This window comes from Serratia bockelmannii (assembly GCF_051803255.1).
Lineage (GTDB): Bacteria > Pseudomonadota > Gammaproteobacteria > Enterobacterales > Enterobacteriaceae > Serratia > Serratia bockelmannii.
The window spans coordinates 4,549,649-4,562,785 of sequence record NZ_CP196512.1; the positions used below are offsets into that span (position 1 = coordinate 4,549,649).

Genomic DNA, 13,137 nt, shown 5'->3' on the forward strand with positions numbered 1-13,137 from the left:
TAATTGCATCGGCTATGCAGAAATATTACGCTTTTCTTTTATATGCTCCAAGATACTTTTCCCAACAACCTCACCTAATCTTACTGGCACTGCATTTCCAATTAAACGAGCAACGTTCCTTATTTCTATTTTTATGTCATTTGGCCAAAACTCGTAATTCATTGGAAAAGATTGAAGCAATGCTGCTTCTCTAAGACTAATAGCGCGATTTTGTTCAGGATGCCCAAACCTTCCATTGCCAAAACCAATACACTGTGTTGTGATCGTCGAGCCTAGTTTATCCCAACTCATCCTTCCATATACTGCCGTATAGGAAGATCCCGATTCTTTTATATGGCATGAAGCTCGTAGTGATTCCGGCCAATCTCGCCATGTCCCACCTGGCTTAGAATGCTTTATTCGCTCCATATTTAATGGAGACAGAGAAGAGGCAAAATGTAACTTATCTTTTTTATCAGCACTACCAGCCTTTATTGGCGGGAGTTTGCCAATTACACTCCTAACGGTATTGTAATTTCCTTTGCTATGAGTTGGTGGAATTAATTTTATCTCGCCCATTTTGGAGGCTAATAGTACGAGCCGTGAACGACTTTGGGCCATCCCATAATCGGGACAGTAAACAGTATCATACCAAACGAAATAACCTTCGGATTCCAATGAGCTAACAAAATCTTTGAATACATCATGATTTATAACTCTAGGAACATTCTCCATCGTAACAATATCAGGTGAACATATTTTTATTTGCTTAGCGAAGCTATACAGTAGAGGCCATCGGTGGTCTTTTGTTTTTTTATCCGATTTTTCTGTATTTGTATAACTTGAAAAAGGCTGGCATGGAGCACACCCTGCTAATATTTTTATTGTTGCTCCTTGAAAATGTTTATCTATCTCACCATCATCTAGATCAGTTACACTTTTTTGCACAAACAGAGCACTATTATTTTTCTCATATGCATAACGACATGTGGCATCAATATCATAGCCAGCGACTACTTTTAAACCAGCCTTTTGAAGTCCATGCGTTAAACCGCCAGCTCCACAAAAAAGATCAACAACTCTAATCAAGGTCTGTCCTCCCTATAGAATCATCAAATTGTACCACTTTTTCCAATCGACTTCGATGATGATTTCATATCAAAAAAATCCTTTACATTCATGTCATTATGCAGAAATGCATTTTTTGAGCTAATCAAGGACAGCTTTGTAAGCCTGCTCAATCAATAACCGATTTATGCTGTATTGAAACAATTCGACATTTACTACCGAAGATGAAAGAAACAATACTAGATATAAATGGAGGAAAAAAATCCCCTTCTAACCAACAGCTCCGACTAAAATTAGCTAAAAACTAGGCAGAAGGTCGTTCTATGTCAATCTCGTTACTTACTGTATTAGCACAAGTTTTTATCTCTCCCGCAAGTTCTGAAATCCATACAAGGGCTATGTCTTTATCCTGCGGTTTACTCTCATAACAAACCCCCAGGCGGGCGATGAGTTCAATACGTTCTAAAACAACCACTTCATCCACTGCTTGCACCCTTTCCCTCCGATGCTTAATTACTGTATGTGTATACAGTATATGTCTATCGGATTTAATTGCGCAAGAAATTATTGGAAGCCCGCCCAATCGTTAACCGCTGGATAGTGCATTGAAATATCATCAAATTTGACTTTAGCGCCGCGCGCCAATGCCTCAAGTTCCCAGCGAGTCGGCTCGATGCCATGTAGTGCCAGCTCTGAGTAAATTCTGGTTACGCGATCGCGCTCGGCGGTTGTCAATCTGGCCGATGCAGCAGGTTCTATGCGCTTATATGGGTCAATTCCTCTTTGCTGCCTGTTTATCTGCGGGGCATTTGCCCGTAAACGCGTCATAACAGACCGTGCAACGGTCATGTCATCCCAGTCAATCTGGGTGTCCGGATGGTGTTCCATCACCGCCACGGCCTCTACAGGCTCCCCATCCTGCGTGTTTTCGGCGCCACCGCTGTCGTCCAACCCACAGTTATTGACAGAACTCCGAGGCGCGCCGGAGGCGCTTTTCAAAGTCAAAGGCTCAACGGCAACGGCTTTAGCGACGATGCGCCATTGCGTGGTGCGGGTTTCATAAACGCGATCGGTGCCGATGTGCGGGGCAAAAATCCCCGCAATTTTCTGAACTTCTTCGTCATAGGCGTTGCGCTCGTCGGCAACCCGGCGGGCTACACGCACAGTCTGATCGTCGCGGGCAACGTTAGGGCCACCCTGCGCCAGAATGTAAGCGGCAAAGTCACCGGCATCAGCAGCAGCGCGCACCGCCTCAACGGTTTCGTCAAACTCATCGGCCAGACTGACAGAGCGGATCTTGCGGCACTCACGCCATGCGCCACGCGACGGCAGGCCGATAAAGTGGAATTGAGGGATGCGCCATGTTGACGCCCACGCGGTGACGGCGGCGGCCGTATCAGTCAACAGCTCGCCGGTTTCATGATCGCGTTCGCCGTCCAGCGCGTAGCCGTCGATGTTTTTTGCAATGTATTTGGCGATATAGCCCGCCGCACCGCCTTTGTTCAGGTGCTTGCAGTCAAACCGGTTTTTGGCGGCACCGCGCTCGTCCCCATCTTCAGCCATGGCATAACGACGCATGATGTCGATCACCTGCTGGCGCTGTTTTTTGGAGGTAAACAGCATCATATGCCAGTGCGGCGTCGCATCATGGTGCGGCTCGACAACGCGCACGCCGTAGACCTGCAGGCCCGCGTCTTTAAACGCTGTGCGGATCTTGCTAAACAGCTTCACAAGATAGCGCTGGCCGTCTTTTGGCGTGTACGCCTCTTCATCCCATTTGTGATTAAAATGCACCTTCGGGCTGTTCTTGCCGACGGCGCGCGTCGGGTGATATTTGGATGGGGTGGTGATGGTGATAAACATCCCTTTATCGCCACGGATAGCGGCGGCCAGCTCAACACCGGCGATCATCGTCATTAACTCCATACGACGAATTTCCGGGTTAGAGATACTTGCCATCACCTTGTCGATGAGGCTGAAGCGTTCGCCGGTTTCGACGTTCTCAAGCTCGCGGCTGTTCAGATAATCAAAATTGGACTGGCGGCGCGCTTTAACATCCCGAATAGCCTGCTTACTGGCATACGACGACGCCCCGCGGTTCACATTACCCAGGGCGATCAGCAACGCCTCGCGCCAGCGCGTGCGCTGAGCCTTCAACTGGCGTTCCCACCACTCGGAATTAACCAACCGTGACAGGCTGGCAATCGCTGACCGGGCATCCAGTTTGCCCTTGCGGTATTTGCGCCAATGCATAGGGGTGATGTTGAAGGCGCGCGCCATACCGGCAATGCGGCCATAAAATTCTGATTGGGTGGCACCTTCGAAAAGCCCGGCATTGTCGCCGCCGTTCTCCGCCACAAACTCATCGCAGTAATCTTCATAATTCTGCAGAAGTTGACCGGCCACCCGATCGGCGAGGCGGCGTAACTCTTTGTCATCCATGCCGGGCAGTGAAGCGTAATTATCAACTTCAGCAGAAAACCGCATTGACGCGGCGAGGTTCATTTCATTTTTGGCGCTCACCGTTTGCAGGCGGGGCCAGATGCGGCGATCGAACTGGAACACCAGCCATTTGTTGGCATCGTGCAGCCCTTTGCTCTTGAGCAAGTTGGTGTAACGTGTCAGGAACATGGCGCTGAGGAAGCGCGGCAGGCGGCGGATATTGGTTAAAACAGCTTGCCCCTGAGCGTGTTCGTCACGGGTAAGCGGTCTCACCGGCCCGGCAACTGCCGGGCGCGGTTCGTTCCATGAGTAAGCGTAGGCGGTAGCCGCTTGGCTCATTGCACTTTCACGCCGTTGGCATGGGCGCAGTTGCCGCAGTAACGCTCATTGCATGAAGAGCATGGCCCACAGGCATTCGCCTCGAAAACAGCCCTGGCAAACCCCCTTGGAGTCGTGCTACGAATGTTTTTTGTTCGTTTCGATTTACCACCACATAATTTCCAGCCAGGATTACATTTGAATTCCGGCTCAATACGTTTCACTGGAGGCTGAATGAAACCACCGCCGCACCATATGTTTGTGGTTTTGTTATATCTGTCACGCCCTGGGTAAACCTCTGGATAAACAGGGTGTATGTCTCCTTCGGGCAAATAGCCCGCAAAGTCACAAGGATTGAAAGAAAAATTCGGCTTGCGATACATTGTCGACAAAACACCGACAGGATTCTCAAATGCCCATGGCGCATCACAGAGCAAACCAACTATACGAACCAGGTCGGCCAGTTCAGCCGCTTCAAGTTGAAATAACGGATTGACCTGTCTTTTATTCTCAAAGTGTCTGGCTCCAGCAACGGTCAAATCCGTACACTCGGGGAAACCAATCACGATCTCCACGCCATCACCTACCATGTCGGTAATTTTCTTGGCTTGAGCTAATTTGTCAGAAGCACTAAACCATATACCAACCTTAACATGATTCCCCTCTCTAATAACGCCAGGTTCATGCTGCCCATCAAAACACCAGCATTCATATCCTGCATCAATCCAGGGTTGAGCCATAAGGCCGGTAAAATCATAAATGAATATTGCTTTTTTCATTTTATTCCCTAGTCGTAATTTTGGTTTTCTGGTCTGAGTAAAAATTCTGAGTCATTCAAATCAGCCACAATAAAATGACCTGCCAGCAACACAAGCAGGCCGAAGAAAAAAGAGAACTCCGTCATATCTTCCCCGCGTAAAGGTGACTTTGCTTCTCGCGGATCTGCTGGCAGCTTACGCAGGTATCAACGCCGGGTACGGCAGCGCGGCGCGCGGCAGGAATCGGAGCGTCACATTCTTCGCAAACGAAAGCAGAAGGCAGCGCGGAGGATTTGCGAGCATTAGTAATCTGCGCCTCCAATACCAGCGCTTGCCGCTCCTGTTCGTAGTCCATCAAGTCGGCCATTAGTGCAGCTCCTGCGCTTGATGCTCGATGGCTTCAGCCTCTTGGCGCAACAGCTCCACAGCCTCGACCGCTGTTAACCCCTCTTGGGTGATGTGGGCCGCCAGCCGAACCAAACGCGCAGCAGCTACTTGAGATTGGTTTTTACGTTCATCAACACGCGCGCTATCTAACAAATCTTGAAACTCATTTGTTAAGGCAGAAACCGCGCGGCGGGTACCAGCGACAACACCACGCTGAAAGGCATTATTTGCCGAGCTGGTTAAAGTTGGAGTAAGAAGCAAAGATTCTTTCATCGTAAATTCCTTATTTCAGACAAAGCGATGCCCGGCGGGTTAACGCCAGAATTACACAATGCGGTTAATTAACGTTTAATTCACAATCATCATCACTGATAAATCGCGGCAAGGTTTTTGATAAATCAATCAGGTCATTCAGCGCCCACACAATTTGTTTACGCTCTGAATAACTCATTTCTGCAAACTTCATTTTTATATGCCGCTCTTTCAGCCCGGCATGAAAACAAACAGTTCTGCGGATATGTTCCGGCGACTTATCAAAAGCCTCTTGCGCCTGATTCCGCTTATACGGGAACAGCTCACGCTTAATCTGTGAAATGCGCTTAATACCGATCGCTTTTTGTGTTTCAGTAGCCAACAACATGACAGCCCCAATTAACGGCAAAACAAACGGCGCAGCGGTGAAACAGGCTTAGCCGTTGCCAGGCCACGCAGTAAAGCCGCCTGATCGTGACGTGGGCGCCAGCGCTTTCCGCCCGGCAGTTCAATAAAACCGTGTTCAAAATGCCGCGATGGGCTTTGTTGTTTCAGCAGTGGAGCGATAGAAATAACCACGGTGATCACCTCAGCTTAAACCAGCAACAGCACCCAGCCCGCTGATCACGTCAACGGTGGAGGCCAGAGCCGGGGTGGATTGGATGCGGTTCTGAACGGTCAAGCCGATCAACGACAAATGGCGGATCGCCGTGTTGACGCTTTCAAGTAGTGCGCTTTTGCGTACCGGCGTTTTGTGGTCGCCCTGCACGGCGGCGGCGGCAACGTTGCCAACTGCGGCCGTAGCCTGCAGTGCATAGGTTGGAATATTCCCGGCGCAAGCCTCATTGACAGGCACGGACGGCATGCAGTTGATTTGTGCCAGCAAGGCATCAATCAGGCTGGAATCCTCTGTAGCGTCAGTGATCGCCAGCAGTTCAGCGCAGGTGAGTTGATGCGGCTGGCCCGGACTCAATTTGTTGCGCAGTGTCTGAGCGTTCATGCTGAGCTGTTTAGCAAGAGCCGTCACATTGTGGCGTGCTGGAAACTGTCGGCAGGCTTCATCGAAGTGCGGATGTTTAGAAATGGCGTAATCAAACATGTTTAGATCTACTCTAATCGATAAAATAGATTAAGCCTGAAGAGAAACGCTACATTCACTCAGGGCCTGCACTGTCAGGGCTGCCATGTTCACTTCAATGAGCCCCTTCTTCTGCTTGCCCTTTGGCTTGATAGGCAATTTTCCGTATTCAATCAAATTCTTAGCTGTTTCTTTGTTAGTTCGGGTACGGCGGCAATACTCATCTAGCGGGAGGTAGGGTTCAGGGATGACAATTGTAATGTTAGGTCGCATAAGGCAAACTTCCTTGATTAGCGCCAGATACGGCAATATCCGGCAATATGAGTCTAATTCAAAACAACACGGAGATTACTTAGATAAACTCTAAGTGTCAACTTCAGACATGAGTAAACACCTAAATTTCACTTTCCCTAAATCAACTTCAGAAACTCTTGATAGAGTCGTGGCCGCCTATGGTTTCAGCATGAAAATGCAGCTTGCTGAACACTTAGGCATTGCCGCCAGCAGCCTGTCAGCTCGGTATAAACGTGATGTTTTTCCAGCAGATATTGTCTTGCAATGCGCGCTGGAAACAGGAACCAGCATTGAATGGTTGGTAACAGGGCAAGGGGTTAGCCTTCGGGATGTCAAACCGGACACACTAAATCTAATTAGAAAAAAACTAATTAACGGCCAACTCCATGACACTGATAGCGTTCTATTCGACAAAGGGATATTCCTTGATCCAAACAATCTCCCTACCTCCCCTATATGCTTAATCAGCGGCAGCACTCAGCACATCGTTGATGAGCAATACGACGAGGTTCACGACGGTCTATGGCTAGTAGAAATAGAGGGAAAAGTAGGCATACGCACACTAACTCGCATACCTGTTAAAAAAGTGCGTGTTAGTGGTCATGGGGCAGCTTTTGACTGCGATATTGATGACATCACTGTACTTGGACGTATTGTGCTGACGGTGGAATAAACAATGCCAGTAAGGAAATTGCCCGACGGTCGTTGGATAGCAGACTTCTACACCGTTGATCGCAGTAACGGTAATGAGGGTAAGCGGGTTCGTAAAAAGTTCGCTACTAAGGGCGAAGCACTTGCGTTTGAAAATTACACACTTGAGCAAATTGAATCAGCCCCTTGGCTCGGGGAAGGAAAAGAAAAACGCCGTCTGACCGAATTGATCGAGCTGTGGTTTAGCCGCCATGGCATCACCTTGAATGATGGTGAAAAGCGTAGAAGTGCTATGCTGTGGGCTGCCGAGTGTATGGGCTTCCCTCTTGCCACAGAATTTAATGCGCAACTTTTTACAGCCTATCGAGCTAAACGCTTAGGCGGCCATTTTGCTCGAACAAAACGAATAGCAAAAGTGTCCCCCCGCACCTTAAACCTTGAACTTGCGTATTTTCTCGCAGTGTTTAACGAACTTCGAAGATTAGGTGAATGGATACAACCAAATCCACTTGAAAACGTCCGCCAATTTCGCGTTGACGAGAGCGAGATGGCCTATCTTACAGATGAGCAGATCGGCTTGCTTCTACAAGAATGTCGCAAAAGCTCAGCTAAGGATCTGGAAATGGTTGCAAAGCTCTGTTTAGTGACAGGAGCAAGATGGAGTGAGGCTGAAAGCTTGAAAAGCTCCCAGGTATCGGGAAGTAAAATCACCTTTGTTAAAACCAAAGGAAAGAAAAATCGTACAATACCGATTGACCCTGTACTTGCTGACGAACTACCTAAACGAAATGGCCCTCTGTTTACCCCTTGCTATTACGCTTTTCGCTCAGCGATTGAACGGGCTGGCATTGTATTGCCAGACGGTCAAATGACCCATGTTTTGCGGCATACCTTTGCGAGCCATTTCATGATGAACGGTGGAAACATTCTCGTTTTGCAAAGAATACTCGGTCATACAGACATAAAAATGACAATGCGATACGCCCATTTTGCCCCCGATCATTTTGAAGATGCCGTAAGGCTGAACCCTCTTACAAAATGTCGCAAAAGTGTCGCATAAAGTTAGGTTTATTACCTTATATTGCCCTATATTTATTTTTTAATTCATTGTTATTTAAATAAGTTATTGTTTTTCGGTTGACCAGAATGGTTCTCATAATCGCTTGGTCGTTGGTTCAAACCCAACAGGGGCCACCAAATTTTCAAGGGGTTACGTCAACAGCGTAGCCCCTTGGCGTTTTCTGCGGCACTGCGTTGTATAATCACTGCCATAAAACTAAAGCCCCCATAACTTCAGAAACAGGGCAAAAATCTCATGCCCCTCTGCCGCCTCTACCGTGAATTAGCATCATGACCGGCCTCGCTATTTTGTGCATCGAATGCTGTTCTGGCCGCATCAATATCGGCAATATGTTCATTCGCCCAGGTTCCCAGCGCGATGACCGGCACCGTTAATGAGCACCCGAGCGGCGTCAATTCATATTCGACATGCGGCGGCATGACGGCAATAACTGTCCGCTTGACCAACCCATCTCGTTCCATATTGCGCAGGCACAACGTCAGCATCCGTTGAGATATTCCATTGATTGTACGCTTTATTTCAGTGAATCGGCGTGGCCCGTTCGCCAAGAACATAATGATCAGGACACTCCACTTCTCACCAACGCGCGCCAATACCTGACTGATCTTTTGGCAGTCGGCATGTCTTAAATCTCGAGGTTGATCAGTCACATTCATGATACCGGGTTCTCCTAATGTGCCTTATTGTCTGCCATTTTAGGGCATGGTTATATTGTTATCCCTGGTTACCATTTTATACCTAAGGATTTCACCATGACACTGCTTCATATCGATTCCAGCATTCTCAACGAACAGTCGGTAAGCCGCCAGCTCACGGCGGCGATCGTCAAACACCTTTCTGCTGCTGAGCCGGACGCCAGGATCATCCACACCGATCTCGCCGCCGACCCGATTAACCACCTTTCGAGCGCCGAATTTTTGGCTCTCCAGGGCGTGGAGCCGCAAGACGAGCACGTCAAACAGGCCGTTGCCCGCAACGCCAAACTCGTCGACGACTTCCTTGCCGCCGATGGCATTATCGTCGGTGCACCTATGTATAACTTTACGTTGCCGACTCAGCTGCGCGCCTGGCTTGACCGACTTGCAGTACCAGGCAGAACTTTCCGCTATACGGAAAACGGCGCTGAAGGCCTCGCCAAGGGGAAACGCGTTATCGTCGCTTCCACCCGCGGTGGCCTGTACGGCGAAGGCACGCCACTGGCCTTCCTGGACCATCAGGAAACCTATCTGCGCAGTTTCTTCGGCTTCCTTGGCATTACGGACATCACCTTCATTCGAGCAGAGGGACTGGCACTCAGCCCGGAAAACCGCACTGTCGCCATCGATGCTGCTGCAGCTCAGATTGACGGCCTGACCGCTTAATCGGGGCCTGTTCGGAACAGCGATAACAGGCTCGCGGCCAGTCCCGTTTTTGGGCTGGCCACCGGCGATGCAATACCGCTCAATCGTATGCCTGTGCCGCGTACCCCGAAATTCGTTTGCGCCGGATGTATAAACTGGAGATTCAATCATGAACACTACGTTGACCTCACCACCCGCGCCCAACCCGCGGCGTATTACACAACGCACCCGAGGGCAAGGCCACGGCCCGATAACCCGGCTGATGAGCCCTTCCGACCTGGGTCAGGTGATTAAACCTTTCGTATTCCTCGATCTGTTCGAGGCGGATCAGCGCACCATGGCAATGCTGGCCAACATGCCGCTGCATCCGCATTCAGGCATAGCCACCGTGACCGTACCGCTCGAAGGCGCTTTTCACTACGAAGATCCTGCCGGCGGCGCTGTCGGTACGCTCGGCTATGGCGCGGTGGAATGGGCGCGTGCGGGCGGCGGCATGTGGCACGGCAAGGAATTGTCCGCCACGGATACGCCGCGCATCCAGGGATTCCAGCTCTGGTTGGCCTTGCCCGCCGAACTGGAGAACGGTGAACAGGAAAGCCGTTATATCGAAGCCCAGAACATGCGCCAAATCGGGCCGGCGCATGTCATCATTGGCAACCATGAAGGCGTGCAAAGCCCGGTGCCCGCGCAGAAAGGCATCAATTACTTGCTCGTCACCCTCAAACCAGGCGAACGCTGGACTTACCGGCCGCCAGCGCATCATTCTGTCGGCTGGCTCGCGCTGGCCAAAGGCCGTCTCAGCACCGGCGTTCCTGTCGACGCGGGCGAAATGGTGGTCTTCGAACCGGGGGAAATGCCCATTGCACTTGAAGCATCCGGCAATGAAGATGCCGTATTCGTTCTCGGCTCAGCCGTGCCTCACCCGCATCCGCTGCACCTCGGCGCCTATTCGGTACATACCTCAGCATCCGCGTTGGAAGCCGGTGAACGCCGCATCGCCGAACTGGGGCGCAGACTTAAAGAGGCCGGCGAGCGACGGACGGCATCAGGCACGATCCCCGTCTTTCGATGACGTTGACGGTGTGGTCGCCCTCTGTGGCAATAAATCCAGGATACGCCAATCACACGTGCCGGCATATCCGGCCGCTCACTGACGATGCAACGTGATATTATTCCCCATCACTTCTCTGTCATCAGATAAGGCCCCTGCATGATCGTCAACTGCGACCACGACAACCTTGATGCCTGGCTGGCTCTGCGCTCGGCGCTGTGGCCCACCTGCCCGCGGGAAGAACACCGCGCGGAAATGCGCGAAATATTGGCTTCGCCGCACCACACCGCGTTTATGGCGCGGGGGCTGGACGGCGCTTTCGTTGGCTTTGCCGAGGTCGCGCTGCGCTACGATTATGTCAACGGCTGCGAATCGTCGCCGGTGGCGTTTTTGGAAGGGATTTATACCGCCGAACGCGCCCGCCGCCAGGGCTGGGCCGCGCGCCTGATCGCGCAGGTGCAGGAGTGGGCGAAGCAACAGGGGTGCAGCGAGCTGGCGTCGGATACCGACATCGCTAATCTGGATTCCCAACGCCTGCATGCGGCGCTGGGCTTTGCCGAAACGGAGCGGGTGGTGTTTTACCGCAAAACGCTGGGCTGATCAGGCACCTTGCGTTGCCGCTGATGCGTCAACGGCTCGGCGCGCAGCAGTCTCTTCCCCACCAATATTAACCAACCCCCTTCCTCATCCAGCGTTTTCGCCGTGGCACTCTCATCGGCACAGCAATCGTATCGGTCGCCCATCGACATAAGGCCATCAAATACAATCACAATGAGCGTAATTGGTTCTATTTTGATTGGATTTGTCGCCTTACTTTATTTTGAAAAACTTATAATGGGGACATCACATACCCGCAGATACCGCTCAATAGAACAGGAGATTGGCATTTATGAAACTGACCAGCCAAAGCTTTAAAGAAGGAGAGTTCATTCCCGGTGAGTTCGCCTTCGCTATCCCCGATGCCGCTAACCATGTCGCTTTATCGAGAAATCGCAACCCCCATCTGGCCTGGAGTGAAGTGCCTGCAGGCACGCAGTCTTTCGTGATCGTCTGCCATGATCCCGACGTGCCAAGCCGTGGTGATGATGTGAATCAAGAGGGTCGGGTTGTGCCCGCATCGTTGCCGCGCGTTGATTTCTTTCACTGGCTGCTGCTGGATATTCCGGCCAGTACCGTGGAAATTGCGGCGGGCTCTCAATCGGACGGCGTAACGCCGCGTGGCAAAGCCGGGCCAAACGCCCCTTCGGCCTATCGCCACGGCATCAATGACTATACCGGTTGGTTTGCCGCCGACGAGCAGATGAAGGGGGAATACTACGGTTACGATGGCCCATGCCCACCGTGGAACGATACGTTAGTTCATCATTATATTTTCACGGTTTATGCGCTTGCTACCCCCGGTTTGGATGTACAAGGGCCTTGGACAGGGGCTAATGTGAATGCTGCCCTGGCGGAAGCGCCGGTGTTAGCCCAGGCGAGCCTGACAGGCCTTTACAGCCTGAACCCTAACGTAGCATCAACGGCGAAATAATCGCATAAAGGAGTCAAATATGAGCCGGACCGGTTCCTTCGGATCAGTGCGAACCAGACGCGAGCAGGGTGCGAAACTTTTGCACTGGCACTCTCCGTCGGGGGCTCCGGTGTTGAGGCGCCGCTTGTGCGGGGTGTGCCAGCCGACATTGAAACGCCAGCTGCACACGCCGCAGTTCGTCTTCCATGAAGCGACGGTCTTGCTGATCGTGGCGGGCCAACTCGGTATCACATCGGCTTCACAACATTTGTCTCTGGAGACCCCCGGCGAACTGCTCCTGGTCCCCCCCAACACCCGCGCAGATTTAGTCAAAACGCCGGGCGATATCGATCGGCCTTTTCGCTCGATACTCCTGACGCTGTCGGCAGAACTGCTGGATGTCTTTCACCGAACCCGGCAGGCTTCACCCCCTATTCCCCCGAAAGATGACGCGTGGAAAACGCTGCCTCTGGACGAAGACCTGTCGGCGACGTTTTATCACGTGATTGAAAGCGTGGAAAAACAGGAAATCAGTGATATTCGCCTGCAATACCGCCTTCTGGACTTTTTGACCGCGCTGGCCGAACGGGGACATGTTTTTACGCATTTACCATTGGATAGCCCATCACAGCGCCTGCGCACTTTGATTTTTGAGGCTCCGGAACAAAACTGGACGGCAGAAACGGCGGGAAAAACGTTAGCGATGAGCCCGGCAACGTTGCGGCGGCGCCTTGCCGCCGAACAGACTCGCTTCGAAGACTTGCTGATAGACGTCCGTATGCATCACGCCATGATGTTGCTTCAAACCACCCGATGGGATATGACCCGCATTGCAGAGGCCTGCGGTTACAAATCCAGAGCGCGTTTTAGCGAACGCTTTCAAAAGCGTTTTGGTTACGCGCCTTCCGCCATCCGATAAAACGCTGGG

18 protein-coding genes are annotated in these 13,137 nt (G+C 51.3%); 7 read left to right on the forward strand and 11 right to left on the reverse strand.

The window, feature by feature from the left end; translation table 11 throughout:
* Nucleotides 1-12: 12 nt before the first annotated feature.
* From ACSJLU_RS21630 to ACSJLU_RS21675, 10 genes are all read right to left on the reverse strand, one after another.
* Entirely contained in the window at nucleotides 13-1,068 is a 1,056-nt protein-coding gene (locus ACSJLU_RS21630; protein ID WP_164095383.1) for a DNA cytosine methyltransferase, read from the reverse strand.
* 283 nt (nucleotides 1,069-1,351) lie between these two features.
* Entirely contained in the window at nucleotides 1,352-1,531 is a 180-nt protein-coding gene (locus ACSJLU_RS21635; RefSeq protein WP_164095384.1) for a hypothetical protein, read from the reverse strand.
* A gap of 80 nt (nucleotides 1,532-1,611) precedes the next feature.
* A complete protein-coding gene (locus ACSJLU_RS21640) occupies nucleotides 1,612-3,828 on the reverse strand; it encodes a replication endonuclease (RefSeq protein ID WP_439041038.1) in 2,217 nt (738 codons plus the stop codon).
* Nucleotides 3,825-4,586, reverse strand: a complete 762-nt coding sequence (locus ACSJLU_RS21645; RefSeq protein ID WP_197749932.1) for a DNA cytosine methyltransferase — start codon at nucleotides 4,584-4,586, stop codon at nucleotides 3,825-3,827. Before ACSJLU_RS21645 ends, ACSJLU_RS21640 begins: the two co-directional genes overlap by 4 nt.
* A 121-nt stretch (nucleotides 4,587-4,707) precedes the next feature.
* On the reverse strand, nucleotides 4,708-4,932 hold the full coding sequence (locus ACSJLU_RS21650) for a TraR/DksA C4-type zinc finger protein (RefSeq protein WP_208060606.1): 225 nt from the start codon (nucleotides 4,930-4,932) through the stop codon (nucleotides 4,708-4,710).
* On the reverse strand, nucleotides 4,932-5,225 hold the full coding sequence (locus ACSJLU_RS21655; protein WP_208060607.1) for a DUF2732 family protein: 294 nt from the start codon (nucleotides 5,223-5,225) through the stop codon (nucleotides 4,932-4,934). Before ACSJLU_RS21655 ends, ACSJLU_RS21650 begins: the two co-directional genes overlap by 1 nt.
* A gap of 64 nt (nucleotides 5,226-5,289) precedes the next feature.
* The gene (locus ACSJLU_RS21660) at nucleotides 5,290-5,592 is read right to left on the reverse strand and encodes a hypothetical protein (protein WP_197774275.1); all 303 of its coding nucleotides are present in this window, start codon (nucleotides 5,590-5,592) and stop codon (nucleotides 5,290-5,292) included.
* A gap of 11 nt (nucleotides 5,593-5,603) precedes the next feature.
* Nucleotides 5,604-5,783, reverse strand: a complete 180-nt coding sequence (locus ACSJLU_RS21665) for a phage filamentation protein Fil family protein (protein WP_208060608.1) — start codon at nucleotides 5,781-5,783, stop codon at nucleotides 5,604-5,606.
* A 10-nt stretch (nucleotides 5,784-5,793) separates the two neighbouring features.
* Nucleotides 5,794-6,303, reverse strand: coding sequence for a phage regulatory CII family protein (locus ACSJLU_RS21670; protein ID WP_208060609.1), 510 nt, complete (start codon nucleotides 6,301-6,303; stop codon nucleotides 5,794-5,796).
* 30 nt (nucleotides 6,304-6,333) lie between these two features.
* Nucleotides 6,334-6,555, reverse strand: a complete 222-nt coding sequence (locus ACSJLU_RS21675) for a hypothetical protein (RefSeq protein WP_048321972.1) — start codon at nucleotides 6,553-6,555, stop codon at nucleotides 6,334-6,336.
* Between the two features lie 109 nt (nucleotides 6,556-6,664).
* On the opposite strand from ACSJLU_RS21675, the gene ACSJLU_RS21680 reads away from it, so the two are divergent.
* Together ACSJLU_RS21680 and ACSJLU_RS21685 are read left to right on the forward strand one after the other, a co-directional pair.
* On the forward strand, nucleotides 6,665-7,249 hold the full coding sequence (locus ACSJLU_RS21680; RefSeq protein ID WP_048321973.1) for a phage repressor protein CI: 585 nt from the start codon (nucleotides 6,665-6,667) through the stop codon (nucleotides 7,247-7,249).
* A gap of 3 nt (nucleotides 7,250-7,252) precedes the next feature.
* A complete protein-coding gene (locus ACSJLU_RS21685) occupies nucleotides 7,253-8,287 on the forward strand; it encodes a phage integrase (protein WP_273890118.1) in 1,035 nt (344 codons plus the stop codon).
* 272 nt (nucleotides 8,288-8,559) lie between these two features.
* On the opposite strand, the gene ACSJLU_RS21690 is transcribed toward ACSJLU_RS21685, so the two are convergent.
* The gene (locus ACSJLU_RS21690; protein ID WP_025304329.1) at nucleotides 8,560-8,964 is read right to left on the reverse strand and encodes a winged helix-turn-helix transcriptional regulator; all 405 of its coding nucleotides are present in this window, start codon (nucleotides 8,962-8,964) and stop codon (nucleotides 8,560-8,562) included.
* A gap of 96 nt (nucleotides 8,965-9,060) precedes the next feature.
* On the opposite strand from ACSJLU_RS21690, the gene ACSJLU_RS21695 reads away from it, so the two are divergent.
* From ACSJLU_RS21695 to ACSJLU_RS21715, 5 genes are all read left to right on the forward strand, one after another.
* Nucleotides 9,061-9,669, forward strand: coding sequence for an FMN-dependent NADH-azoreductase (locus ACSJLU_RS21695; protein ID WP_049204404.1), 609 nt, complete (start codon nucleotides 9,061-9,063; stop codon nucleotides 9,667-9,669).
* 148 nt (nucleotides 9,670-9,817) lie between these two features.
* Nucleotides 9,818-10,720: a pirin family protein gene (locus tag ACSJLU_RS21700; RefSeq protein WP_049208357.1), complete on the forward strand. Its 903-nt coding sequence runs from the start codon at nucleotides 9,818-9,820 to the stop codon at nucleotides 10,718-10,720.
* Nucleotides 10,721-10,858: 138 nt separating this feature from the next.
* Nucleotides 10,859-11,299, forward strand: a complete 441-nt coding sequence (gene aac(6'), locus ACSJLU_RS21705; RefSeq protein ID WP_147823201.1) for an aminoglycoside 6'-N-acetyltransferase — start codon at nucleotides 10,859-10,861, stop codon at nucleotides 11,297-11,299.
* Nucleotides 11,300-11,588: 289 nt separating this feature from the next.
* Complete coding sequence (locus tag ACSJLU_RS21710; RefSeq protein WP_025304333.1) at nucleotides 11,589-12,230, forward strand: YbhB/YbcL family Raf kinase inhibitor-like protein; 642 nt, start codon at nucleotides 11,589-11,591, stop codon at nucleotides 12,228-12,230.
* A 148-nt stretch (nucleotides 12,231-12,378) separates the two neighbouring features.
* Nucleotides 12,379-13,128 (forward strand): helix-turn-helix transcriptional regulator, encoded by a 750-nt coding sequence (locus ACSJLU_RS21715; RefSeq protein WP_197538603.1) that lies wholly within the window; start codon nucleotides 12,379-12,381, stop codon nucleotides 13,126-13,128.
* Nucleotides 13,129-13,137 lie beyond the last annotated feature (9 nt).